Here is a 23805-nt window from a genome sequence, read left to right on the forward strand (position 1 = left end):
TGGCGGGTGACCGACTCACCACACCGCGACGGGGACGCCCAAACACAGCAGCGTCAGGGCCAGCAGAAACCAGCCCGCACCCTGCCAGATCGGCCACGTGCCCTCGGCGCGCCAGACCCGATAGGTCTGGACCAAGGCGCCGACCCCGCCGGTGAACAGGATGACCGGCACCAGCACGCCCGCAATCCGCGAGTGCCACAGCAATGCCGCGGCCAGCGCCACACCGGCCACCGCCACGACCGCCACCACGTAGGTAACCGCGGCCCGGAAGGCCGCGGGATCGCGCCAGCGCTTCTCTACGTCGTTGCGGTTCATGTTCATCGCATTTCCAGCGTAGGACGAGATAAACAACGGTGCGAGCGGTTGGCGCCCCCAGTCCCGGGGTAGTCCGCCGACCATGACGAACCCAACAGACGACCAGAGTGAAGAGGATGTCCAGGAGGACCCGAAGGTCGCCTCGTCGCGGGCGGGCAAGGACGGTGACGACGGCAGCTACGTCGGTGAGGCCGGCCCCGACGATTCTTTCGACGCCGGCGAGACCGGAGCCGAGGCGCGCAGCGAGGGCTGAGGTTCGTGCAAGGATCGGTCCATGCGTCTGCTGCTGTTGGCCGACACCCATATTCCGAAGCGTGCCCGCGATCTGCCCGTGCAGGTATGGCATGAGGTCGAGCAGTGCGATGTGGTCATTCACGCCGGCGACTGGGTCGAGGTGGGACTGCTCGACCAGTTGTCGGCACGCTCTCGCCGCTTGATCGCATGCTGGGGCAACAACGACGGGCCCGAACTGCGCTCCCGGTTACCCGAGTGCGCCGACGTGACGTTGGACGGCCTGCGCTTCACCGTTGTGCACGAGACCGGGGCCGCGTCGGGTCGGGAAGCCCGGATGGCGCAGCAATATCCGCACACCGACGTTCTGGTGTTCGGCCACAGCCACATCCCGTGGGACACCACCGCGAAGACCGGCCTGCGGCTGCTGAATCCCGGCTCGCCGACCGACCGTCGTCGCCAGCCGTTCTGCACGTACATGACGGTGACCACCCGGTCGGGGAAGTTGACCGACGTGCAGCAGCACCGCATCGAGAAGACTTAGCTCTGAAACAGAGCTAACCTGTTTGCGTGACCCTGCGCACTGATCTCGTCGCCGAGATGTTCGGCACCGTCGGCCGGTTCCGGCGTACGGTCCGGCGAACCGGCGGCGCCTCCTTCGCCGGACTGACCGAATCGCAGGCCGAGCTGTTACGGCTGGTTGGCCGGCAGCCGGGGATCTCGGTCAGCGCAGCCGCCGCCGAGCTCGGGCTGGCCGCCAACTCCGCGTCCACGCTGGTGTCCAAGCTGTCATCCGATGGGCTGCTGACCCGGACCCCCGATCCCGGCGACCGCCGCGTCGGCCGCCTGACCCTCACTCCGCCGGCGCAGAAGCTCGCCGACGCCTCCCGGGCCGCGCGGCGAGCTGCACTGGCCAACGCCCTCGACCAACTCGACGACGACGACGCCCGAGCCCTGGCCGAGGGTATGCGGGTGCTCGCCGCCCTCACCGCCACACTGCAGGAGAAGCGAACATGACCGCGCCCGCAATCGACTGCCAGAACCTGACCCACCGCTACGGCGACTTCACCGCCGTCGACGACCTGACGTTGCAGGTACAACCCGGCGAGACGATGGGCTTACTGGGCCCCAACGGAGCAGGCAAGACCACTGTCGTTCGGGTGTTGACCACGTTGACTCCGGTTCAGCACGGTCAGGTCCACATCTTCGGGCTCGACTCGCGACGCGACACCATGGACATCCGATACAACCTCGGCTATGTCCCCCAACAGCTTTCAATTGAACCCGCGCTGACCGGCAGGCAGAACGTGGAATGGTTCGCCCGGCTCTACGACGTCCCGCGCGCGGTGCGCAAGCGGCGGGTCGACGAGGCGCTGGCGGCGATGCAACTGGTCGACGTCGCCGACCGGCTGGCCAACACCTACTCCGGGGGCATGGTCCGCAGGCTCGAGCTGGCCCAGGCCCTGGTGAACCAGCCATCGCTGCTGATTCTCGACGAACCCACCGTGGGCCTGGATCCTATTGCCCGCGACAGTGTTTGGGATCAGGTCCAGAGCATGCAACAGGAGTTCGGCATGACGGTCCTGCTGACCACCCACTACATGGAAGAAGCCGACGTGCTCTGCGATCGGGTGGCGCTGATGCATCACGGCCGGCTACGGGCGGTGGGCACACCGGCCGAACTCAAGACGAAAGTCGGCCCGCAGGCATCCCTGGAAGATGTGTTCCGGCATTACGCCGGATCCGGGCTCGATGATGCTGTCGAGCACAACGGCCTCGGCGGGATCCGGGCCGGACGGAAGGCGGCCCGCAATGCCGGTTGATTCCACGGCCGGCACCCGGCTGCTGCGGGCGCCCCGCGGCTGGCGGCGGGTGCCCAGCATGGCCGCCCGGATGCAGACCTTCGCCTGGGTCGAGTTGCAGAAGCTGCGTCACGACCGCACCGAGCTGCTGACCCGCACAGTGCAGCCGGCGTTGTGGCTGTTGATCTTCGGGACCACGTTCAACCGGCTGCACGTCATCGACACCGGTTCGGTGCCATATCTGGAATTCCTGGCGCCGGGGATCATCGCGCAGTCGGCGCTGTTCATCTCGATCTTCTACGGCATCCAGATCATCTGGGATCGCGACGCCGGCATCCTGGCCAAGCTGATGGTGACCCCGGCGCCCGCATCGGCGTTGGTGACGGGTAAGGCGTTCGCCGCGGGAGTGCGGTCGGTCGCGCAGGTGATCGGGGTGCTGGTCTTGGCCTACCTCATGGGCATTGGGATGACGCACAACCCGCTGCGCATCGTGGCGGCGATGGGCGTGGTGATGCTCGGGTCGGCGTTCTTCGCCTGTCTGTCGATGACGCTGGCCGGGCTGGTACGCAACCGGGACCGGCTGATGGGCATCGGGCAGGCCATCACCATGCCCCTGTTCTTCGCCTCGAACGCCTTGTATCCGGTGGCGGTGATGCCGGAGTGGCTGCGCTGGCTGTCTCGGGTGAATCCGCTGTCCTACGAAGTGGATTCACTTCGGCTACTGCTGGTGGGCATCCCGTCGCCGCATCCGTGGCTCGATCTCGGCGTGCTCGCGCTGGCGGCAGTGGTCGGCATCGGGGCGGCGTCGGCACTGCTGCGCAGGCTAGTGCGGTAGCTCGTCGAACCGAAACACCGCGAGTGTGCCTGCCAATGCTTCGAATTCGTCGGGAGTGCCGTTGCGCACCAGACCCGACCGCTTGGCGAACATCACGCCGACCGGCACTTGTTCGGGGAACGCCCGCAGCACAGGTCTGGCCTCCTCGATGCCGAGTTCGACGATCGTGACCCGTCGAGATCGCCGTCCGCGGCTCAATGTTCCGGCGCCGGCCGCCTTGGCGTTGCGCGCCCAGTCCGCCCCCGGATAGCCGGCGACGGTGTACAGCCCGCCTTCGTATTCGAACGGAGTCATCGGAGTGCTGCGCGGCTTTCCCGATTTTCGGCCGGGCACGGTCAGCACGTAGGCGGGTCCGGTGTGCAGCCCGAGCTTCTGCACGGCCATCATGAAGCGGTTCATCGGTTTGAGCCAGCGCGGTGGTTGTGGGGTGGTCATGACATCTCCTCGGTGAACAGTGCGGTGTGGTCGTGCACCCAGTGCGCGAACGGGGTCGCGGGGCGGCCCAGGATCTTCTCGACGTCATGGGTGACCAAGGCCGGTGACGTCGCGGTCGCGGCGAGCAGGGCGATGTAGGCGTCGGCGAATTCCGCGGAGAACCCGTTGTCGATGAACCGGGCTCGCACGAACTCGGCAGGCACTTCCTGATAGCGCAGCGGCCGGTGCAGGGCCGCGCCGACGATCTCGACGAGCTCGGCGTTGGTCAGCGACTGCGGTCCGGTCAACGGAACCCGCTGCCCATCAAGCTCATCGGTCAGCACCGCACGGGCCGCTACCGCCGCGATATCGGCTTCGGCGATCGGCGCTGTGGACGCCGTGGCATACGGCCCGGCGACGAGATCACCGGACCGGATCTGCGCCGTCCACATCCCCGGAAAGTTCGTCGCGAACACCGTCGGACGCAGACTGACCCACGGCACACCGGATCCGGCGGCGAGTTGCTCGCACTCCCGGTTGCGGTCGCCGCGGTACCGCGACGGTTGCCGATCGTCGGCATCGTCGGCGTTGATAGCCGACAGCGCCACCAGCTTGCCGATGCCGCGGCGGTGCGCCGACGACACCACATCGGCCAGTGTGGACCCGAGCGCGCGGGAATTGAGGAACACCGCCGAGGCACCCTTACACGCCTCCGTCGTGTCGGGCATCTGTTCGACCCCGGGCGGCAACCCGGCCTGGCCGGGGCGACGGGTCACCGCACGCACGCGGGCGCCTGCCTTGAGTAAGTGTTCGACGAGCGGCCGGCCCACGTTGCCGGTCGCTCCGGTTACCACGACGATCATGTCGAGTCCTTTCTTCTGTGGGTTACAGACAAGGACGGGATAAGTAGCGCAAAAGTGACACCGCACAGCGGTAACTTCTGAGCATGCCGATTCGTCGTCTATGACATGAGCGATCCTGTTGCGGGCCTGCTGCACGCCCACCGCCCGTACCTGGTCAACCTCGCCTACCAGATGGTCGGCGACGTCGGCGATGCGGAAGACATTGTGCAGGAGGCATTCCTGCGGCTGTCACAGACCGATCTGGACGGCATCGATGACCCGCGTGGCTGGCTCACGGTGGTCAGCAGCAGACTCTGTCTCGACCACGTTCGGTCGGCCCGGCACCGGCGGGTGACCACCACCGAACCCGAGCGGATGGAACGCCACACACCGCTGCACCACACCGCGATGTCCGACCCGGGTGAGCGGGTGACTCTCGATGACGAGGTGCACGATGCGCTGTTCGAGGTGCTGGGCAGGCTCACTCCGCCCGAGCGGGTGGCGTTCGTTCTGCACGACGTGTTCCGGGTGCCGTTCGACGACATCGCCGAGACGGTCGGGCGTCCCGCCGCGACGTGCCGTCAACTCGCCCGCCGGGCACGGATCAAAATCCACGCCGCCGCCCCGGTCGCTGCCGCGGTCGACGACACCGAACATCACCTGGTCACCGAGCGGTTCATCGCCGCCTGCGCGGGCGGCGACCTGGCGGCCCTGACCGAGGTTCTGGCACCCGACGTGTGGGGCTCCGGCACGATCCTTGCCGATCCGGCGCCTCCGCCGCAGGTGAACCACGGCCGGCAGGCTGTCGGGGTGAACCTGCTGCGCTACCTCACCGGCGCGACGCTGGTCAGCGGTCCGGTCGGTCGCCCCGTCGTGCTGGCATTCAGCGAGCGACGGCTGTTCGCCGTCGTCGTCCTCACCGTCCGCGATGGATTGGTCGCCAAGATCGAGGCGACGGCCGATCCGTCGGCGCGCGTCACTCCGTCAAACGGCGGCTGAGCCCGCTCGCCCGCGCCGCCCGTCGACCCACCGCGGCGCGCAGCTGCTCGGCGGAGCCCACCACTCGCACCTTCGTCTTGGCCCGAGTCACCGCGGTGTACAACAACTCCCGGCTCAGCAATCGCGAATCCGTCGGCGGCAGAAGCACCGTCACCTCCTCGACCTGACTGCCCTGACTCTTGTGGATCGTCATCGCATGCATGGTCTCGATGTCGGCCAGCCGGCTGGTGGCGAACTCGGTGGTGCCGTCGGCCCCCGCCATCGAAACCCGCAGCACCCCGTCGCGCAGCACGGTCACCCCGATGTCACCGTTGTAGAGCCGCAGTCCGTAGTCGTTGGCGGTCACCAGCACCGGCCTGCCGGCGTACCACGAAGCCCATTGGGGCGCATCGGTTTCCTCGGTCAGCCACCGCTCGACCTGGCGATTCCAGTACGTCACCCCGTGTGGCCCGTGCCGGTGAGCACACAACAGCCGGTGCTCCTCAAGGGCGGCCAGCGCTCCCTGCCCATTGCCGAGCACCGCTGCCTCGCGCAGCCGGATCGCATGCGGAACCAGCACCTGACGAAGTGCCGCGGTGGGCTCTTCGGTGTCGATCCATTCGATGTGCTCACCACCGGCATTCAGGACGTCGACCGCGCGGTTGGCCTCGCCGACCCGGATCGCCAGCGCCAGCGCCCCGATCGATGCGCCGAACCGGTGCGACGTGATCAGCTTGGCCACCGGCGTATCGCCGCGCGCGCTGAGCCCCTCCACCAGATCGGCCAGCACCGCACCGGCGTCCACCGAGGCCAGCTGGTCGGGGTCGCCCACGAGCAGCAGCCGCGAATCCGGCCGGACCGCCTCGAGCAGACGCGCCATCATGGTCAGAGACACCATCGACGTCTCGTCCACGACGATCACGTCGTGCGGCAGCCGGTTCTCCCGGTGATGCCGGAACCGTGCCGAGGTCCTCGGTAGTGGACCCAGCAGCCGGTGCAGCGTGGTCGCGCGCAGCCCCGTCAGCCGGTCGCGATCAGCGGGCGTCAGTTCGTCGACCTCAGCCTGCACCGCCTCCTGCAGCCGGGCGGCCGCCTTGCCCGTCGGCGCGGCCAGTGCGATGCGCAGCCCCGGTGTGCCGTCCAGCTCCGCCTGCTCGGCCAGCAGCGCCAGCAGCCTCGCCACGGTCGTGGTCTTGCCGGTGCCCGGCCCGCCGGTCAGCACCGTGAGCCCCCGGGCCAGGGCGACCTCCGCGACGCGGCGTTGTTCGTCGTATCCCGCAGGGAAAAGCCGGGCGATGTCGGGTAATCGACGCTGGGGCCGGGGGGCGGTCAGCGCCAGCACATCGGTGGCGACCTGGCGCTCCTCCAGCCAGTACCGGTCGAAGTACAGCAGGTCTTCGTCGAGGTGCAACACCGCCGGTGAGCGCAGCAGTGGGCTGGCCGCGACGGCCGCCAGCCACTCCCCCGGCTCCGGCCACGGCAAGTCCTCGATGTCGACCTGCTCCTGCACCGCCGCGAGTTGCACGCACACCGATCCGCCGCGCACCGCACGCACCACGAACGCGATCGCCAGCGCAACCCGCTCGTCGGGCTCCTTGCCCAGCGTCGTCAGCCGTTGGGCGACAAGGACATCGGACGCTTCGATCGCGCCCGCTTCGTTGAACACCCGCAGCAGACCGGTGGCGCCGGCACACATCCGCCAGTCTGCGGCGTCGGTCACCTCGACGGTCATGCCGCCACCCGCGGTCCGTCGAGCAGGTCGGACACCGCCGTCACCAGCGCCGCGGGCGGACGCCAGCTGAACACCCCGGCGGGGTGATCGCCGACGGTGGGCGTGTCCGGGCCGCACATGCCGCGGACGAACAGATAGAGCACACCACCGAGGTGCTGCTCCGGCTGGTACCCGGGTTGTCGCCACCGCAGGAACCGGTGCAGCACAACGCTGTACAGCAAGGCCTGCAGGGGATAGTCGGAATGCAGCATCGCCTCGGCCATCCGCTCGCGGTCGTAGTCGGCGGCAGACAGCGGGCGGTCGGCCTCCCCCAGCCAGTTGGTCTTGTAATCGACCACCAGATAGCGATGCCCCGCACCGTCGGGTATCCGCAGCACCGCATCGACAGACCCGGACAGATAGCCGCGCAACGACTGCGCACCGAGTGGACCGCCGCTGAGCCGCTCGACGTAGGGCGCCAGCGGGTCGTCGGCAGGCAGGTGCTCGTACAGCAGCCTCCCGACGTCAGCCAGCCGGGTCTCGGGGCGGCCCGCTCCCCGATCGCCGCCGGACAGCGGGAACTCGAAGTCCATCTCGCACAAGCGGTCCCGCAACCCGATCTGGCGCAAAGTGAGCCCACCGGCCAGCGGCCCGAGAGAAGTGTCGTGCATCGGCACCAGAGCGGCGGCCAGTTCCGCAGCGCCGACGTCCACCGGCCACCACACCGAGTGCCGGTCGATTTGGGTCTGCAGTTCGGCCGCCAGGTCACCGGCGAACGGGTCGGCGGTTTCGAGGACCGCGTGCACCAGGCTGCCGAACGTGGCGCCGGTCGGCAGGTCGGCCATCGGGGAGGGCACGTCCGCCCCCGACGGCGGTGCGCTCACCGCGATGTCGGCTACCTCGTCGTCGAGCTGGATCACCTCGGGCTCGCTGCCGACCCCGCTGACCTCGGCGGCGCGAATCAGACCCGAATAGGAGGTCCGCCGCCACGTGGTGTCGATACCGCGATGAAAGTGCCTGACTCCGAGGTCTTCTCGGATCTGCTGCGCGGCCAACTCGGCAGGCTCGGCGACGATCGACTCTTCCAGCGCCGGGCCGCCCGCGGTCTCCCATTCCCGCAGCAGTGCCATCGCGTCGGCGTCGTCGACCCGTTCGGGATCGCAGCGGTCCGGAACCGCGTTCTGCCCCGGACGGCGGCCGCGCAGCAGCCGCGACAGGCCGCCGTTGGGTTCATCCCACGATGGCGCCCACCACGCCACCACCTGCGACTGGGCACGCGTCATCGCGACATAGGTCAGCCTGGTCTCCTCACCGGCGGCTTCCTGCCTGCCGAGCCGCTGCGCGGTCGCGAGCTCCGCACTCTGGTCGCCGCCGACGTGCAGGCAGCGCCGTTCCTGGTCGTGGAAACGAACCAGATCCTCGCTGCGCACATAGCGATTGAACGCCAACGGCAGATAGACGATGGGGAACTGCAGCCCCTTGCTCACCCACACCGTCATGATCTGCACCGCGGCGGCGTCACTGTCCAGGCGGCGGTTTCGCTCCGGCGCACCGCTGCGCTCCTCGCGCTGGGTGCGCAGCCAATCGCGTAATGCGGTGAGGCTGAGCCGCTCCCGGTGGGACACCTCGTGCAGCAGTTGAGTGACGTGGGCGAGGTCGGTCATGTTGCGTTCGCCGCCGGCCCAGGACAGCACCCGGCGGCCCATACCCGCCAGCTGCGCCGCCTCGAAAACCGCCGCGATGCCGGCTTCACGGGCATGATCTGCCCACTGCCGCAGGGTATCCGCGATCCGGTCGGTCAGCGCGTCACCACCAGTGGCGAGGTCCTCGGCGGTCTTGCCGAAGAACATCGTGGTCGCGGCGGCGCGCACCAGACCGGGCCGGTGCAACTGGTCGAACGCCTCCAGCAGGCTCAGCCAGTCGTCGGCGGCCGCAGACTTGAGCACGTCGGTGTCACCGGTGTAGACGGCCGGGACACCTGCGGCCACCAGCGCGTCGAAGCACGCTCTGGCGTCGGCGTGACTTTCGGTGATGACGGCGATGCCGTTGGCCCGCAGAGGATCGCCGTCGAAGGTGGCCTTGCTCGCCAGCAGCACGGCGACATCGGCCGCCAGGTCGGCGGCGATGTGGGCGCGCAGAACGTCCATTCGGATGGTGCGGGTACCCCGCTGCCCGAAGTTCTCCCTGCTGACCACGCGCAGCCGGAACGGGTCGTTGTGAGGGGCTCCCGCCAATCGGTGTCCGCGATGGTGGGCCTGTACCGGAAGGACTTTGATGTCGGGGTCGCCGAGTTCGGCCCCGCCCAACACGTTCTGCAGGCGGTCGACCAACACCGAATCGCTGCGCCAGTTCGTGCCGAGGGTGCGGCGCTGCCCCGCGGTCCTGGCCGCATGCAGGTAGGTGAAGATGTCCCCACCCCGGAATGCGTAGATCGCCTGCTTGGGATCGCCGATGAGGATCAGCGTCGACTGGCCGCTGAACGCGCGGTCGATCACCTGCCACTGCACCGGATCGGTGTCCTGGAACTCGTCGACCATCACCACTGACCACCGCTGGTGCATCCGGGTCGCCGCCGGCGATTCGGCCGATTCCAGCGCATCGGCAAGCCGGCCGAGCAGATCGTCATAGCTGAGGATCCCGCGCCGGCGCTTGCGCCGGTCCAATTCGGCCAGCACATCCTTGGCGAAACCGACCCGGACGGCGGGCTGCGAACCCGGGGTCGGATCCAGCGGTCGCAGCTCCGTGCCCGGATTGGCGACCACCTCGCGCGCCAGCTTGAGTGCCTCGCTGCGGCTGATCGGCGGGTGCTCGCGCTCCTGGCCGAAGTGGGCCAGGTACAGATCGTCGACGATCTCGGCAACCAGTTCGTCCAAGCTCTCGGCCAGCGTCACGTGGGAATCGGTATCTCCGGCCACACCAAGGGATTTCAGCACCAGGTGGCAGAACTGGTGGGTGGTGGCGATTGTGGCGGCGTCGAACCCGGCCAGCGCGTCGCGCAGCCGGTGTCGACGTTCGACCAGTTCGGCCTGCGCACCGCGGGTGAGGGCGGCGAGAACGTCGTTGCGCTGAGCCAGTTCAGGGTCGTCGAACGCCCGCAACGCCTCCTGCAGCGCGTGACGTACACGCTCCCGCAGCTCCTGGGTGGCCGCGCGGCTGAACGTGATCAACAACATCTGGTCCAGCGTGGCCCGGCCCTCGGCCACATAGCGGGTCACCAGCGCGGCAAGCGTGAAAGTCTTGCCCGTCCCGGCGCTGGCTTCCAGCACCGTGGTCGAGCCGTGCTCCGGCAGAGGGCCCAGCAGATCGAACTGCTCCATCACGCACCGTCCTCGGCGCGCAGCAGCGGTGCCCACAGCCGTGCCGCATAGGCGCCCAGCCGGGTCAGCTCACCGGGCACTTCCTCCCCGGGATGCGGCTCCGTCAGCAGTGGGTCCAGGTCGGGCTCCCGGCCCCACACCCGTTCGATGGCGCGGTCGTCGCGTTCGTACCGCCACTTCTTCCAGGCCTCGCTTCGGGCGTCCGCTCCGCTGAGGCGCGCGACCGCCCACGCGTGAGAGGTCTTGATGGGCAGCGGAATCGGCTCGCGACGACCCGCGTCGTAGATCGCGACCAGATCCCGCAGCAGTGTGACGGGATCCTCGTGCGGCGCCCCAAGCGCGCGCTCTGCCACACCGCGCCGTCGTTGCCTGCCGATGCACACCGCGGACCACTGGCCCGGATACGCCGCGCACAAGGTCAGCATCGGGATCCACGCCCGCAGCAGGTGTGGGGCATCCAGTTTGGAGAATGTCACCTCAAGGAGCCGCTTGCCGTACACGCCCGAGACGGTGCCGGTGAGACGACGGCCCCCGCCAAGATCAACGTCCACGTCGTAGGCCTGCGGGTTGCCTGTTCGCAGTGCCAGCGCCGCCCGCGCCAGTTCCGTTGCCTGATCTCGTAATTCGCTGGCGGTCCGCCAACCCAGTCGTCCCGGCGGCAACGTACCGCGCCGCCACTCCGCCTGCCCGGCCCGGTCGGGATCCATTCCGGCGAGCATGTCGGTGAGTAGCCGCTGGCCGACGGTCCATTGCTGCAGGTTGTCGATCTCGACAGGCATGGCGTCCTCGACGCCCTCGACGTCCCACGGCAGCGTCACGTCGAGGGCGGTGAAGAAACCTTTGACCGGGTTGACGAAGAACTTCGACAGATCGGCCAGCGTGACGTCGTCGGGGCCGGGTGCCGGCAGCGGATTCGCCAGCAGGTCCGGCTGTTCGGGACGGGGGCCGCCGGTGATCGACGCCGCGGCGAGCACGCTCGAATCGAAGGTGAACGGTTCGGCGGGCACCCCGAGGGCCCCGCGCGTCACATTGCGAACATCGAAGGGCTGCAACGGATGCCGGATGAGAATCTGGTCGCGTACCGGCGCCTCGGTGGTGCGGTCGAGCGCGTCGAGCAACTCGGCAAGCGGAACGGCCGGCGGCCGGGCGTGTCCGGAGTACTCGTTGGCTCCCGTGTAGGTGATCACCAGCTTGTCGGTCGCGGCGCAGATCGCGTCGAGCAACAGCTGACGGTCCTCGGAGCGGATGTCACGCTCACCGGTCCTCGGATCGCGGGCCAGTACGTCGTCACCGTCGACCACCCCGATCCGGGGAAACACGGTGTCGTCCAAGCCGACCAGGCACACCACTCGGTGCGGCACCGAGCGCATCGGAACCATGGTGCACACCGTCAGCGTGCCGGTGCGGAAGTTCGCCCGGGTCGGCCGTCCGGACAGGTGCCGACCCAGTAGCGCGGTGATGTCCGGCAGTCGCAGCTCGGTGTCGACCCGATGCCCGGCGGAGGCCAGCACATCGCCGAACTCGCGTTGCAGCTGACTGGCCTGCCAGGCGTCGTCACCGGTGGTGACCGTGAGCATGCCGACGCCGTCCTGCACGGCGGTCAGCCAGTGCCCCAACGGCCGGACTCCGCTCAAAGAGTCGACGATGCGCTGCAACCGGTCGACATACTCGGCAAGGCGGCCCGCCAGCTCCACACTGTTGCTGCCCACATCGTCGAGAGGCAGCGTCACATCCAGCCAGTCTTTCGAGTCGTCGGACATCGCCACCCCGGCCAGCACCCGGTCCAGGCCGAACCGCCAAGTGTTCTGGATGAACGGGATTCCGAACGGGGCGCGGTGTTCGGCATCGAAGCCCCACCGGATGTTGGCCTGCTGCACCCAGCGGGTGATGGTCTCCAGGTCGTCGTCGGTGAAGGCGAACCGCGACCGCACCGGCTCGAGATGGGCGAAGTCCAGCACCTCGGTCGCCGTCACCCGGCTGCCCGCCAGCGCCAGCAGCTTCGCCGCCACCCCGAGCAGTGGGTTGGTCTGGATCAGCGCGCGGTCGGCCAGGCGCACCCGAAGCTGGTGGGCGGGATGCGCACCCGGTACGACGTCGCCGAGGCCGAAGTCCGCGACGATCAGCGGGGCGTAGGTCTCGATGTCCGGGCACATCACCAGAATGTCGCGCGGTTCCAACGTGCGGTCCTCGGCGAGTAGACCGAGCAGCACCTCCCGCAACACGTCGACCTGGCGGGCTGCGCCGTGGCAGCTGTGCACCTGCACCGACCGGTCACCGGAATACGAACGACCCTGCGGCCGTTCGGCATTGGCGGCGATGTCGGACTGCAGCCAGCCCAGCAGCGTGTCCGGAAGACGTTCGGCGCCCAGGAACTCGTCGGTGGCCACCGAGGCGGGCAGGCCTCGCTGGAGCTCGCGCACGTCGCGGCCGAGGGTGGCCAGCAGCGGGTGAGCGGCCAATCGGTGGCTGGTGTCTTCGCTGCGCGTCACGGTGCCCCGCACGCCGCTGAGCGCGGTCCACAGGGCGGCGCTGGGATGCGGCAGCCACAGATGTACCTCGTGGTGTTCGGCCAGCGCACCGACGAGTTCGATCTCGGTGCTCGGCAGCCGGGTATGCCCGAACAGCGACAACCTGGCGGGCAGATCCGCTCCTGACTCACTCAGCCGGGCAAGGGCTTTCGCGTGACGTTCATGGGGCGGGTCGATGCCCATCCTGGCGACCAGGGCACGCCAGAGGTGTGGCTGCCAGCGCAGGTCGTTGTCCAGACCGCCGGGTTCACCGGCCAGCCACTCGATCAGGAGCCGGGGGCGCTGGCGGGCGTAGGACGCGAACAGTGCGGCGAGCCGGCGGGCCACTGCGTAGCGCCTGCCGCGCCGCAGGTCCCTCTCCTCACCGGCCACGAAGTGTCCGAGGTGGGTGGCCAGAGTCCGGCACCACGGCTCGTCGAGGCTGGCGTCGATGACCTCGAGCAGCGCCCAGGCCATGGCGTCCGCCGACCATGGATCGTCGTCACCGGTTCCCGCGATCTCCGCGATCAACGACGCCGGCGACCGGAACGACACCCCGGCGCAGACGCCCCCGGCGCCGTCCCCACCGCCGAGGACGTGTGACAGCCGCTGACTGAGCCACCGTTCGACGCCACGGGCCGGCACCACCACCAGTTCGGCGGCGAACGGGTCGGATTGCGGGACGGCCAGAAGCGCGCCGAGACCGTCGGCGAGCAGGTCCGTCCGCTCGGCGCGGTGCAGGTGCAGGGCCATCGGGATCACCGTAGCCGCGCCGGGGGACATCACCGCCGCAAGCCCCGGCTGTGTCCAGGGCTTTGACGCCTCCGGCAAATTTGTCCAGGGGTTGGACACAGCAAAGACTTTTTTGCCTCGACTTTTGCTGAAATACGTGACATGTCTGGGTCATTCAGCAACGCTGTGAACTCTCGTGGAGGAAGGGCAGAGCAATGAATGCTGCGGCAGGTCATGCTGAGGATGCGGCCAAGATCAACGTCGACGGTCCCAAGCGGGGGTCGCGTCGCGGCCGGCGCAGGCAACCGTACGGCTGGCTGGGTGTGGGGGCGCTGAGCCTGGGCGTCGGCGCAGCTCTGACCACGGGCTCAGGGCTGGCACATGCCGATACCGCCGACGGGGGCGGTGCATCGTCGACGGGTGGCGCGACGCGCAATGCTGCGTCGGGCAAGTCTCCCGGCGGTCACACGGCTCGGCAGCAGGCGCCCAAGCCACGGGCCGCCGATTCACCTTCGTCGGGCACCGACTCATCGAAGACCGCTAGTACGCTAACTTCTCGCCTCACGCCTCGACCCTCGTCTGGCAACAAGACGGCGGGCGCCTCCACGCCCGTACCGGTCCGAACGGTCGAATCGGACAGCAACGCGCTAGCAGCGTCGGCCGAGACGCTCAGCAGCGCCATGACGGACATCGCACCGCCGGCCGCGGCTCGAAAGGTGGCATTCGCGCCGCCGAGTCTGCTGCAGATCCCCCTGACACTTCCGTCGCCGGCGCAGGTACTGCGCTCACTGGGGATCGCGCCGGTCATTCCGGCCCTGCCGGTCGGTAACCCGATCAACGATCTGCTTGTCGGCTTGTACCGGCAGACCCAGTCGCTGCTGGGGATGCCTCAGGCCACCGGGAAAGCGGCCGCGCTCACGAGTTCGACGCCGACCGCCACCTACAGCGTGGTCTCCGACTGGGGCTCGGGTCACACCGCCAACATCGCCGTCACCGCTGGCGGGGCCGCCGTGAACGGCTGGACCGTCGAGTTCGATACGCCCGCCCAGATCACCAACATCTGGAACGGCCAGATCACCAGCCACGTCGGCACCCATTACGTGATCAGCAACATGTCTTACAACGGTGCGGTCGCCGCAGGCAAGAGCACCACCTTCGGCTATCAAGCCACCCCAGGTGCCGTCGGCTCGGCTCCGACCAACCTCACGGTCAACGGCGTCGCCGTCAGCACCCCGCCGACCACCCCCACCATCTCGATCGCCGATACGACGGTGACCGAGGGCAACAGCGGGTCGAGCAACGCCACCCTCACCGTCACGATGTCGAAGGCAGCCACCACACCGGTCACCGTCAACTACACCACCGGCAACGGCACCGCCACCGCCGGAGCCGACTTCACCAGCACCACAGGCACTCTCACCTTCGCAGCCGGCGTGACCTCCCAGACCGTCACCGTCAAAGTCGCAGGCGACACGGCCGTCGAAGCAGACGAAACCTTCACCGTCGCGCTGTCCAACCCCTCCGGAGCGACGATTTCCCGCGGCACCGCCACCGGCACCATCACCAACGACGACGTCGCGTCGAACCCGGGCACCAACTCGGTCACCTACAGCGTGGCCAGCGACTGGGGTTCAGGGCACAACGCGAACATCACGGTGACCGCAGGCCAGAACCTCAACGGCTGGACGGTCGAATTCGATACGCCCGCCCAGATCACCAACATCTGGAACGGCCAGATCACCAGCCACGTCGGCACCCACTACGTGATCAGCAACATGTCCTACAACGCCACCGTCGCCGCAGGCCAGACCACATCGTTCGGCTATCAAGCCACCCCGGGCGCCGTCGGCTCGGCGCCGACCAACCTCACGGTCAACGGCGTCGCCGTCAGCACCCCGCCGACCACCCCCACCATCTCGATCGCCGATGTGACGGTCGCCGAGGGCAACAGCGGCTCGAGCAACGCCACCTTCACCGTCACGCTGTCCAAGGCCGCGACGACACCCGTCACCGTCAACTACACCACCGGTAACGGCACCGCCACCGCTGGAGCCGACTTCACCAGCACCACAGGCACTCTCACCTTCGCAGCCGGCGTGACCTCCCAGACCGTCACCGTCAAGATCACCGGCGATACGACCGTCGAAGCAGACGAAACCTTCACCGTCGCGCTGTCCAACCCCTCCGGAGCGACCATCTCCCGCGGCACCGCCACCGGCACCATCACCAACGACGACGTGGCGACAACGCCCGGCCTCAGCATCTCCGATGCATCGGCGACGGAACCCGGCTCCACCGGCATGGCGGCAGGATTCCTACACACCTCGGGCAACCAGATCCTGGATTCCCAGGGCAAACCCGTCCAGATCTCGGGCGTCAACTGGTTCGGCGCGGAGGGCTCCAACGGGGTGCCGGACGGTCTGTGGACCCGCAACTACAAAGACATGATCGACCAGATGTCGGCCCAGGGCTTCAACACCATTCGCATCCCGTACTCCAGCGAGATGCTGCACACCTCCGCGGCGCCGTCCGGTATCAACTACAACCTGAACCCGGACCTGCAAGGACTGTCCCGTATGCAGGTGCTGGATCAGATCATCGCCTACGCCGGCCAGGATGGGATGCGGGTCATCCTCGACCACCACCGCAGCACCGCCGGTGCTGGAACAAGTGAGAACGGGCTCTGGTACAACAGCGCATACTCCGAAGACCAATGGGTCTCCGACTGGCAGACGCTGGCCACCCGCTACAAGGACAATCCGACCGTCATCGGCTTCGATCTTCACAACGAGCCGTACAACGGGACCTGGGGCGGCGGCGGGGCCAACGACTGGGCGCGCGCGGCGGAACGAGCCGGAAACGCTGTCCTGCAGGCGAATCCGAACCTTCTGATCTTCGTCGAAGGGGTCGGAACCTATCAAGGCCAGAACTATTGGTGGGGCGGCAATCTGATGGGAGTCAAGGACCGCCCGATCGTGCTCGACGTGCCCAACCGGGTCGTCTACTCGCCGCACGACTATCCGAACTCCGTATACGCCCAACCCTGGTTCCAGACCGCCAACTTCGGGGCCGGCCTGCCCGGCGTCTTCCGGAAAGCCTGGGGTTACATCTACGAGGACAACATCGCGCCGATCTACGTCGGTGAGTTCGGCACCAAACTCACCGATCCCAAGGATGCCGTCTGGTTCGAGGCGCTGACGTCCTACTTGTCGGGCGATTTCGACAACAACGGCACGGTCGACATCGCCGCCGGAACCGAAGACATGAGTTGGACGTATTGGTCGTGGAACCCGAATTCCGGTGATACCGGGGGCATCCTGGCCGACGACTGGAAGACGATCAACCAGAACAAGATGGCCTACCTGACGCCCATCGAATTCACCGGGGGAAGTGGCACGTCGGTGGCGTCGTTCGTGGTGACGCTGGCCTCGCCGTCAACCCAGAACGTGACGGTGCAGTACGCAACGTCGAACGGCACCGCGACCGCAGGGCTCGACTACGTCAGCGTCACGGGCACAGTCACTTTCGCGCCCGGCGAGACCCAGAAGGTGATCACCGTTCCGGTGAAGAGCGATTCCCTGGCGGAAAGCAGCGAGACGTTCACCGTCATGTTGTCGAATCCCTCGGGCGCGACGCTCACCGACACGGCCGGCATGGGAACCATCCTCGATCGTCCGGTGGGCACAACACCCGGGGGCGGCACGCAGACTCCGCCGACCGACCCCGGGATGCCGATGCCCGATCCCCCGGCAAGCGGCCAGTACACCGACATCATGTCGTTTGGCATGTTCCACGGCAGCAGCCACACCGGCATGGACGCGCTCGCGGGTGGCCGGACGGCGATCACGACCGAGGCGCTGGTCGCCTACAACGACCAGCGCACGTTCGCCGGCCTGGGCACAGTGGCCCTCGAGGATGTCGGCAACTGGGCGTTCGCCAACAAGCTGACCAACAACGCGCAGGCCTGGAACCAGGATCTGCAGGGCGTCGGACTGTATTACGCCATGCAGGGCGCCAAAGTCGGCTGGATAGCCGACGACAAGTACACCCCGCAGATCGTGGCGGACATCGAACGGACAGCGCGACTCGGTTCGGCGGCCGATGTGATGGCCATGGTGGCGCAGTACGGCCATCCCGGCTTCGCCGAGTACCTCATGGACACCGGTGGTGAGACGGCCTTCATCGACACCCTGAAAATGGAGCCGCACTACGGCGGATGGATGCACGATCGGGCGAACGGCCGCCTCGTCCTCGAGGGTTCCGCCACCGCCCACGACGTCAACCATTTGACGGTTCTCAGCCACGATCAGATGCAACCGTTCATGAACGACACCTGGGACTGGCCGCAATGGCCCGCACTGGACGTCTCAGACAAGCGGGTGATCGAGTATTTCCAGAGCATGGTGGCCCTCGGCGATCCGCTCGGCAACAACCTGACCGCCCTTGACCGTTCGGCGCCTGTGTCGCTGTGAGTTAGCGCGATTCGCCGGACGTCCGCGCCGGCTGGGCCGTTTGACCGGGCTTTCGCGGGGTAGCCGTCGCAACATGACAGCTCCAAGGCCGCTCGCCCTGATCACTGGCGCGTCCAGTGGAATCGGTTATCAGCTGGCACAGCAGTTCACCACCCATGGCTACGACGTGGTCGTAGCCGCCGAGGACGACGGCATCGTAGCTGCGGCCGCCACACTCGCCCGCGATGGCGCGTCTGCCGAGGCAGTGCAGGTGGATCTGCGCACCGCCGAGGGCGTCGCGCAGCTCTACCACATGGTGACCGACTCCGACCAGCCACTGGCTGCAGCAGCCCTGAACGCCGGGGTTGGTCGTGGAGGAAAGTTCGTCGACACGGAAATCGAGGACGATTTCGACATCGTCGACCTCAACGTCCGCGGCACGGTGCAACTGGCCAAGCTCGTTCTGCGCGACATGGCCCACCGCAATTCGGGCAAGGTTCTGTTCACCTCGTCGATAGCCTCGACCATGCCTGGCTCGTACCAGCCGGTGTACAACGCTTCCAAGTCGTTCATCCAATCGCTCGCCGAAGCGGTGCGCGATGAGCTCGGCGACACCGATGTCACCGTCACCTCGTTGATGCCCGGCCCTACCGACACCAACTTCTTCCACCGCGCAAAAATGGCCGACACGCCGATCGGCCGGATGAGATACAAGGATGACCCCGCCGAGGTTGCGAGGCAAGGTTTCGAAGCGCTGATGCGCGGTGATGAGAAGGTTGTCGCAGAGTCGTTGAGTACCAAGATGATCGGGTTGGCCAACAAGGTGCTGCCTGATTCGGCCAAGGCGGTGGCAAACCGGTTGCTTTCGGCCCCGGTGCCCCGATGACAGGAGGATATGAGATGAGTTCCGAAACCGGCCAGGCGGCCGACGCCCCACTCGGCGAGCTGGTCTCCCAGTTGTCGGCACAGACGTCGCGGTTGGTGCGCGACGAACTGCGCTTGGCGCAGAAGGAATTTCAGGACTCCGCACGTCATGCCGGGGTGGGTGCCGGTCTGATCAGCATGGCCGGGCTACTCGCGCTGTTCGGCGCGCTGGCGTTGTTGGCCGCCGCGATCGCGGCCTTGGCACTTGTATTGCCGGTGTGGGCGGCGGCGTTGATCGCGGGAGCGGTTTTGCTGGTCATAGCTGGGATGACGGCACTGCTGAGTCGTGCGCAACTCGAGCAAGTGACTCCGGCCGCTCCAGAAGCCGTTGCCAGCGTGAAGAAAGACATCCACGAGGTGAAAGGTGCAGCACATGTCCGTGGCTGATGGCGCACGACCGGACCCTGGCCCGCGCGCAGACAAGGACGAGCTGGAGGCTGACATCGAGCAGACGCGAGCAGCTCTGGGCGAGACCGCATCCGCGCTGGCCGCCAAACTCGATGTCCCGCAGCAGGCCCGGCGGAAGGTCGACGAATCCAAACAGCTGTTCGCGGAGAAGACCCAGCCGATCCGATCCAGAGCGGTGCCGATCGCTATTGCGCTCGGCGGCGCGATCGTCGGCGTGATCGCCTGGCGCCGGCACCGCGGTGGGCAACACTGAGCGGTTCGGCCCGGCCGGCTCAGGCCCCGCGGGCGGCGGCGACCTGCTGGAGGTTGGCCAGCCCCAGTTCCTGGGCCGCGCGGAGCGCCTGCGGAAGCGGCTCCTGAACTTCGGGAATGACCTCATTGTCCAGCAATGCTTGTAGCGCAGCCTGTTTGGCGTTGCGCCCCGCCTGGTTGTCGATCTCGCGCAGACCCTCCGGGGTCGCGTAGTCATACAGCTCGTGATCGATCGGGCGCGAGGTGTCGATCTGCATACCGCCGGGCCGCCAGTACCCGTAGCTACCGAACTTCGCGTCACGGGTGCGGACCGCGACGAGGTGACTCGGGGCCGTCGTCGGAATGTGCGTGGGATTGTCGTTGATACCCAGCATATTTCGCACCCGGTCGGAGGTCATCAAGGCAGCCATCTCCTCGACCGACACGTCGTCGGTGACGTGTGCTATCCAGGGCCGACCGGGGGCGGTGGCATCGGCGGCGATCGCGGCCAGGTCGGCCCGGCGCGCCAGATGTTCGCATCCCGGGTCGGTCCGCCAGCCGTTGCCGCCATCGGCGATCGTCAGCAGCAGCGGCGCCAGATCGACGCTCGAGGTCAACTGGTCCCGCGTCGCACCGGGCCTGGGGGTGAGCCGGCCGGACGGGTCGCGGAGGTAGAGAGGCACCCTGATGCCCTCTTCGTACATGCTCGCGCCCTTACCGCGCATTCCGTGTGATCCAGCGTATTCACCGTGGTCGGATGTGAACACCACGATCGTGTTGCGATCGATGTCGGGGCGCGATGCCAAAGTCTGCGTCACGCGCCCAATCTGGGCATCGACCTGCTGCTGAAGCCACAGGTACATGTCCAGGCCCCGCGCCCACTGCCTGGTGACGTCGGGACCCGTGTAGGGCAACGCGCCGGTGATGAGCGGGCTCATGAAGTCGATGTAGTCCAGTTGCAACTGCGGCTTGTTGCGGCGACGGATGTCCTCGGGCGTTTCGAAGTTGACTGGCAGGTCGGTGAAGACCCGCGGAACATCCTCGGGCAGCGGGCTTCTCGGCCACCACATGATGTCGTGCGGGTTCACCAGTGACACCGTCGTACACCACGGCCCGTCCGCCGCATGCTGGTCGAACCACTCGACGAACTGGTCGGTGATGTGGGGATCCTGGTGCAGACCCTGGCTCGGCCCGCCGTTCGGGGACGGGTAGGTACCGCCGGCGAAGCCGTGCGCATCCAGACCATCAGGGGTGTTGTCCGCTTCGGCGCCCAGGTGCCACTTGCCCCACCACCAGGTGCGGTAGCCGCGGTCACGCAGCAGCGTGCCCCAGGTCGGAAACTGCGGTGCCAGCGTCGACTCGGTGGCCCCGTCACCGGTGAACAGACAACCGGTCTGGTGTGAATACAGGCCCGTGGTCAGCGTCCCTCGGGCCGGAGTGCACATGTTCGACGCTGTGTAGTGCCGTTCGAAGGACACGCTGGCACGGCGCAGTGCGCTCAGGTGGGGCAGGCGGGCATCCAACGCTGCGGCGTCGGGAAACCACTGCGGGGTGCGCATCTGGTCGACGATGACGACCAGAATGTTGGGTTTGCCCTCGGCGGAGGTCCCGGTTCGCGGTCGCTGCGCCTGGGTGAGGAGTTCGACGCCGCCGAGCCCGGCCGCGGCGGCTCCGACCACTGCCGCGGTCCCGAGTGCTGTCCTGCGCTTGACTGCCATCAGCCCAACTTACTAGCCGATCTAAGAACTGGCTCGGGACCGCGAAGGCAGCTCAGCCGACCAGGCGAGCGATCGAACGCATCGGAATGTTGAGCCAGTTGGGCCGGAACCTCGCCTCGTAGCCGGCCTCGTACACCGCTTTGTCCAACTCGTAGGCGGCCAGCACCGCGGCATGATCACGCGGGTCGGTACCGGCTTCGGCGGCGTACCCGTCGCAGAACGACGCGCAGTTGCGGTCCACCCAGTCCTTCACTCGGGCCGCGAGCTCGGGATCCGGGGTCCGATCCACCAGTTGCTGATACGCCGCATACTCGAACGACCGCAGCATGCCCGCGACGTCGCGCATCGCCGAGTCGGGCCTGCGCCGCTCCTCGACCGGCTGCCCCGGCTCACCCTCGAAGTCGATCAGTAGCCAGCCGTCCGCCGTGCGCAGCACCTGACCCAGATGCAGGTCGCCGTGGACACGCTGTACCACCACAGGCTCCTCGGCAACCTTGGCGTAGCGCTCCTCGATCGCGGCCCGATACTCGGCGAGCTCCGGCACGGCCGACGCAGCCGCCGCCAACCGCTCACGCATCACATCGACGGGCAGCACATCGGTCGACGTCCCCAGCTCCGCAGCCAGCGTCGCGTGCACCGACGCCACCGCCCTGCCCAATTCGTAGGCCTCCCCCGAAAACCCGTCGCCGGCGCCGTCGGCCGTCAACGCGCGGGTGCTCGCCGTGGCCATGTCCCAGCCTTCGGTCGAATTCGCGGCGAAGGCCGTCACCATCCCCAGCGGGCACGGCTGGCCGTCCATCGTGGTGTCGAACGAGCCCAGCAGCCGGGCAACGTGCCGGTTCTCGGCCCGGCCCAGCACCCGGTTCAGTTCGATGTCGGGGTTGATGCCCGCGGCGAGCCGACGGAACAGCTTGAAGATCGCCTGGTCGGCGAACACCACACTGGTGTTGCTCTGCTCGGCGGTCGACACCCGCGGAGTGACGTCGAGCGGCAGACTGACACCGGGCTCCTTGGTGAAGGTGACGTTGCCGATCGTGGTGCCCGAGTCCATCAGCGACAGCAGGAACTGCGCCGAGGACGGGTCGTGCAGGCCGTCGAAGGCGCCGTCGGTGATGATGGCGCCTTCTTTTGACGGCGGGGTCGAATCCCATTGGACGACAACCTGATACCGCTCAGCGGCCCCAGAGGTGTAGGTGACGTCGACCAGCATCAGGTCGAGGTGTGGACGCAGCGGTACCACGTCGGCGGTGTCGGCGGACACCACGGTTCGGTTGCGACCGGCATACCACCGCTGGGTCGGCAGCCACTCGGTCCAGGGCAGGGTCACCGGTGAGCTCATTGCTTCTCCTCGGACGGGCGCATCAAGGTTTCACTACCCGCCGCCGGGTGAACCGAACCGTCCGCAGGTCAGTCTCTGACGCGGACCACGACCTTGCCTTTGGCGGTGCGATTCTCCAGCGAGGCCACCGCCGCGGCGGCCTGCTCCAGCGGATACACCTCGGGCTGCGGCGCGGCCAGCGCACCGGAGGTCAGCAACTCGGCCAATCCGTCCCACTGCTCGGTCAGCGCTCCGGGATGCGTCATGGTCCACGCCCCCCAGCCGACTCCGACAACGTCGATATTGTTGAGCAGCAGCCGATTTACCTTGACGGTCGGGATATCACCTCCGGTGAATCCGACCACCAGCAGCCGTCCGGCCGGCGCCAGCGAGCGCAGCGAGTCGGTGAACCGGGCGCCGCCCACCGGGTCCATGACGATGTCGACACCCTTGCCGCCGGTCAGCTCGGCGACCGCATCCTTGAACCCGTCGGCGAGCACGACGTCGGTGGCGCCGGCCGCCCTGGCCACGTCCGCCTTGTCCTCGGTGCTGACCACCGCGATCACCCGGCTGGCGCCCAGCGCGGGCGCCAGGCGCAGTGTGGAGGTGCCGATGCCGCCGGCCGCGCCGTGCACGAGCACCGACTCGCCCTTGGCCAGCCTGCCGCGCACGGTCAGAGCGAAGTACACGGTCAGGTCGTTGAACAGCAGACCGGCGCCGGCCTCGAAGCTGACGTTGTCCGGCAGCGGGAACACCCGGTCCGGGGTGAGCACCACGGTCTCGGCCATCGCACCGGTGATCATCGTCAGACCGACGACCCGGTCGCCGGCTTTCACCGGCGCGTCGGCGGGGGCGGACCGCACGACGCCCGCGACCTCAGCTCCCAGCGTGAAGGGCAGTTCCGGCTTGTACTGATAGAGCCCACGGGTGAGCAACGCGTCCGGGAAGGCCACCCCGGCGGCGTGGACGTCGACCAGGATCGCGCTCTGGTCGGTCGGCTCGTCGATCTCGACCAGCCGCACCGACTCCGGACCGGCCAGTTCGGTCACCCGTATCGCCCGCATCACACCT

The 23805-nt window shown here is 67.8% G+C and carries 19 protein-coding genes; 10 read left to right on the plus strand and 9 right to left on the minus strand.

Annotated elements, in window-relative coordinates; translation table 11 throughout:
• Positions 1–15: 15 nt before the first annotated feature.
• A complete protein-coding gene (locus BST42_RS05770) occupies positions 16–321 on the minus strand; it encodes a hypothetical protein (RefSeq protein ID WP_083117611.1) in 306 nt (101 codons plus the stop codon).
• Positions 322–397: 76 nt separating this feature from the next.
• On the opposite strand from BST42_RS05770, the gene BST42_RS29555 reads away from it, so the two are divergent.
• The 5 genes from BST42_RS29555 to BST42_RS05790 are packed head-to-tail and all read left to right on the plus strand — an operon-like array spanning position 398 to position 3183.
• Positions 398–568 (plus strand): hypothetical protein, encoded by a 171-nt coding sequence (locus tag BST42_RS29555; protein ID WP_165760789.1) that lies wholly within the window; start codon positions 398–400, stop codon positions 566–568.
• Positions 569–589: 21 nt separating this feature from the next.
• Positions 590–1090, plus strand: coding sequence for a metallophosphoesterase family protein (locus BST42_RS05775; RefSeq protein ID WP_083117612.1), 501 nt, complete (start codon positions 590–592; stop codon positions 1088–1090).
• Positions 1091–1146: 56 nt separating this feature from the next.
• Entirely contained in the window at positions 1147–1563 is a 417-nt protein-coding gene (locus BST42_RS05780) for a MarR family transcriptional regulator (protein ID WP_083117887.1), read from the plus strand.
• On the plus strand, positions 1560–2369 hold the full coding sequence (locus BST42_RS05785) for an ATP-binding cassette domain-containing protein (protein WP_083117613.1): 810 nt from the start codon (positions 1560–1562) through the stop codon (positions 2367–2369). Before BST42_RS05780 ends, BST42_RS05785 begins: the two co-directional genes overlap by 4 nt.
• A complete protein-coding gene (locus tag BST42_RS05790) occupies positions 2359–3183 on the plus strand; it encodes an ABC transporter permease (protein ID WP_083117614.1) in 825 nt (274 codons plus the stop codon). The genes BST42_RS05785 and BST42_RS05790 overlap by 11 nt, the downstream gene beginning before the upstream one ends.
• Here BST42_RS05790 and BST42_RS05795 read toward each other — a convergent pair.
• Both BST42_RS05795 and BST42_RS05800 read right to left on the minus strand, forming a co-directional pair.
• Positions 3172–3618, minus strand: coding sequence for a nitroreductase family deazaflavin-dependent oxidoreductase (locus tag BST42_RS05795; protein WP_083117615.1), 447 nt, complete (start codon positions 3616–3618; stop codon positions 3172–3174). The two genes, BST42_RS05790 and BST42_RS05795, sit on opposite strands and share 12 nt — an antisense overlap.
• Positions 3615–4460, minus strand: coding sequence for an NAD(P)H-binding protein (locus tag BST42_RS05800; protein ID WP_083117616.1), 846 nt, complete (start codon positions 4458–4460; stop codon positions 3615–3617). The genes BST42_RS05795 and BST42_RS05800 overlap by 4 nt, the downstream gene beginning before the upstream one ends.
• Positions 4461–4565: 105 nt before the next feature.
• On the opposite strand from BST42_RS05800, the gene sigI reads away from it, so the two are divergent.
• Positions 4566–5438 (plus strand): RNA polymerase sigma factor SigI, encoded by an 873-nt coding sequence (gene sigI, locus BST42_RS05805; protein WP_083117617.1) that lies wholly within the window; start codon positions 4566–4568, stop codon positions 5436–5438.
• On the opposite strand, the gene recD is transcribed toward sigI, so the two are convergent.
• Genes recD through recC form a run of 3 tightly spaced genes read right to left on the minus strand, consistent with a single transcriptional unit; the run spans position 5416 to position 13705 of the window.
• Positions 5416–7149 carry an exodeoxyribonuclease V subunit alpha gene (gene recD, locus BST42_RS05810; RefSeq protein WP_083117618.1) on the minus strand — a complete coding sequence of 578 codons (1734 nt, stop codon included), beginning with the start codon at positions 7147–7149 and terminating at the stop codon, positions 5416–5418. The two genes, sigI and recD, sit on opposite strands and share 23 nt — an antisense overlap.
• Positions 7146–10445 (minus strand): exodeoxyribonuclease V subunit beta, encoded by a 3300-nt coding sequence (gene recB / locus BST42_RS05815; protein WP_083117619.1) that lies wholly within the window; start codon positions 10443–10445, stop codon positions 7146–7148. The genes recD and recB overlap by 4 nt, the downstream gene beginning before the upstream one ends.
• A complete protein-coding gene (recC, locus tag BST42_RS05820) occupies positions 10445–13705 on the minus strand; it encodes an exodeoxyribonuclease V subunit gamma (protein ID WP_083117888.1) in 3261 nt (1086 codons plus the stop codon). Before recC ends, recB begins: the two co-directional genes overlap by 1 nt.
• Positions 13706–14364: 659 nt before the next feature.
• Between recC and BST42_RS05825 the strand changes: the two genes are divergently transcribed.
• From BST42_RS05825 to BST42_RS05840, 4 genes are all read left to right on the plus strand, one after another.
• The gene (locus BST42_RS05825; RefSeq protein ID WP_237159263.1) at positions 14365–18156 is read left to right on the plus strand and encodes a Calx-beta domain-containing protein; all 3792 of its coding nucleotides are present in this window, start codon (positions 14365–14367) and stop codon (positions 18154–18156) included.
• Positions 18157–18229: 73 nt separating this feature from the next.
• Positions 18230–19021 (plus strand): SDR family NAD(P)-dependent oxidoreductase, encoded by a 792-nt coding sequence (locus tag BST42_RS05830; RefSeq protein ID WP_083117621.1) that lies wholly within the window; start codon positions 18230–18232, stop codon positions 19019–19021.
• Between the two features lie 14 nt (positions 19022–19035).
• Positions 19036–19446 carry a phage holin family protein gene (locus tag BST42_RS05835; RefSeq protein ID WP_083117622.1) on the plus strand — a complete coding sequence of 137 codons (411 nt, stop codon included), beginning with the start codon at positions 19036–19038 and terminating at the stop codon, positions 19444–19446.
• The gene (locus tag BST42_RS05840) at positions 19433–19720 is read left to right on the plus strand and encodes a DUF3618 domain-containing protein (protein ID WP_083117889.1); all 288 of its coding nucleotides are present in this window, start codon (positions 19433–19435) and stop codon (positions 19718–19720) included. The genes BST42_RS05835 and BST42_RS05840 overlap by 14 nt, the downstream gene beginning before the upstream one ends.
• A gap of 19 nt (positions 19721–19739) precedes the next feature.
• On the opposite strand, the gene BST42_RS05845 is transcribed toward BST42_RS05840, so the two are convergent.
• The 3 genes from BST42_RS05845 to BST42_RS05855 all read right to left on the minus strand — a co-directional run bounded on the left by BST42_RS05845 (position 19740) and on the right by BST42_RS05855 (position 23798).
• Positions 19740–21419 carry a sulfatase-like hydrolase/transferase gene (locus BST42_RS05845; protein WP_165760800.1) on the minus strand — a complete coding sequence of 560 codons (1680 nt, stop codon included), beginning with the start codon at positions 21417–21419 and terminating at the stop codon, positions 19740–19742.
• Between the two features lie 49 nt (positions 21420–21468).
• On the minus strand, positions 21469–22743 hold the full coding sequence (locus tag BST42_RS05850; protein ID WP_083117890.1) for a maltokinase N-terminal cap-like domain-containing protein: 1275 nt from the start codon (positions 22741–22743) through the stop codon (positions 21469–21471).
• Between the two features lie 80 nt (positions 22744–22823).
• The gene (locus BST42_RS05855) at positions 22824–23798 is read right to left on the minus strand and encodes an NADPH:quinone oxidoreductase family protein (RefSeq protein ID WP_083117624.1); all 975 of its coding nucleotides are present in this window, start codon (positions 23796–23798) and stop codon (positions 22824–22826) included.
• Between the last annotated feature and the right edge of the window lie 7 nt (positions 23799–23805).

Origin of the sequence: Mycolicibacterium rhodesiae (genome assembly GCF_002086695.1) — a bacterium.
Taxonomy (GTDB): domain Bacteria; phylum Actinomycetota; class Actinomycetes; order Mycobacteriales; family Mycobacteriaceae; genus Mycobacterium; species Mycobacterium rhodesiae.

What these genes read in the sequence shown, in the direction of transcription:
- BST42_RS05780 (WP_083117887.1), top strand. Translation starts at nt 1,147, where the DNA reads ATGTTCGGCACCGTCGGCCGGTTCCGGCGTACGGTCCGGCGAACCGGC.
- recC (WP_083117888.1), bottom strand. Translation starts at nt 13,705, where the DNA reads ATGGCCCTGCACCTGCACCGCGCCGAGCGGACGGACCTGCTCGCCGAC.
- recD (WP_083117618.1), bottom strand. Translation starts at nt 7,149, where the DNA reads ATGACCGTCGAGGTGACCGACGCCGCAGACTGGCGGATGTGTGCCGGC.
- BST42_RS05830 (WP_083117621.1), top strand. Translation starts at nt 18,230, where the DNA reads ATGACAGCTCCAAGGCCGCTCGCCCTGATCACTGGCGCGTCCAGTGGA.
- BST42_RS05770 (WP_083117611.1), bottom strand. Translation starts at nt 321, where the DNA reads ATGAACATGAACCGCAACGACGTAGAGAAGCGCTGGCGCGATCCCGCG.
- recB (WP_083117619.1), bottom strand. Translation starts at nt 10,445, where the DNA reads ATGGAGCAGTTCGATCTGCTGGGCCCTCTGCCGGAGCACGGCTCGACC.
- BST42_RS05835 (WP_083117622.1), top strand. Translation starts at nt 19,036, where the DNA reads ATGAGTTCCGAAACCGGCCAGGCGGCCGACGCCCCACTCGGCGAGCTG.
- sigI (WP_083117617.1), top strand. Translation starts at nt 4,566, where the DNA reads ATGAGCGATCCTGTTGCGGGCCTGCTGCACGCCCACCGCCCGTACCTG.
- BST42_RS05785 (WP_083117613.1), top strand. Translation starts at nt 1,560, where the DNA reads ATGACCGCGCCCGCAATCGACTGCCAGAACCTGACCCACCGCTACGGC.
- BST42_RS05795 (WP_083117615.1), bottom strand. Translation starts at nt 3,618, where the DNA reads ATGACCACCCCACAACCACCGCGCTGGCTCAAACCGATGAACCGCTTC.
- BST42_RS05855 (WP_083117624.1), bottom strand. Translation starts at nt 23,798, where the DNA reads ATGCGGGCGATACGGGTGACCGAACTGGCCGGTCCGGAGTCGGTGCGG.
- BST42_RS05825 (WP_237159263.1), top strand. Translation starts at nt 14,365, where the DNA reads ATGACGGACATCGCACCGCCGGCCGCGGCTCGAAAGGTGGCATTCGCG.
- BST42_RS05800 (WP_083117616.1), bottom strand. Translation starts at nt 4,460, where the DNA reads ATGATCGTCGTGGTAACCGGAGCGACCGGCAACGTGGGCCGGCCGCTC.
- BST42_RS05775 (WP_083117612.1), top strand. Translation starts at nt 590, where the DNA reads ATGCGTCTGCTGCTGTTGGCCGACACCCATATTCCGAAGCGTGCCCGC.
- BST42_RS05840 (WP_083117889.1), top strand. Translation starts at nt 19,433, where the DNA reads ATGTCCGTGGCTGATGGCGCACGACCGGACCCTGGCCCGCGCGCAGAC.
- BST42_RS05790 (WP_083117614.1), top strand. Translation starts at nt 2,359, where the DNA reads ATGCCGGTTGATTCCACGGCCGGCACCCGGCTGCTGCGGGCGCCCCGC.
- BST42_RS29555 (WP_165760789.1), top strand. Translation starts at nt 398, where the DNA reads ATGACGAACCCAACAGACGACCAGAGTGAAGAGGATGTCCAGGAGGAC.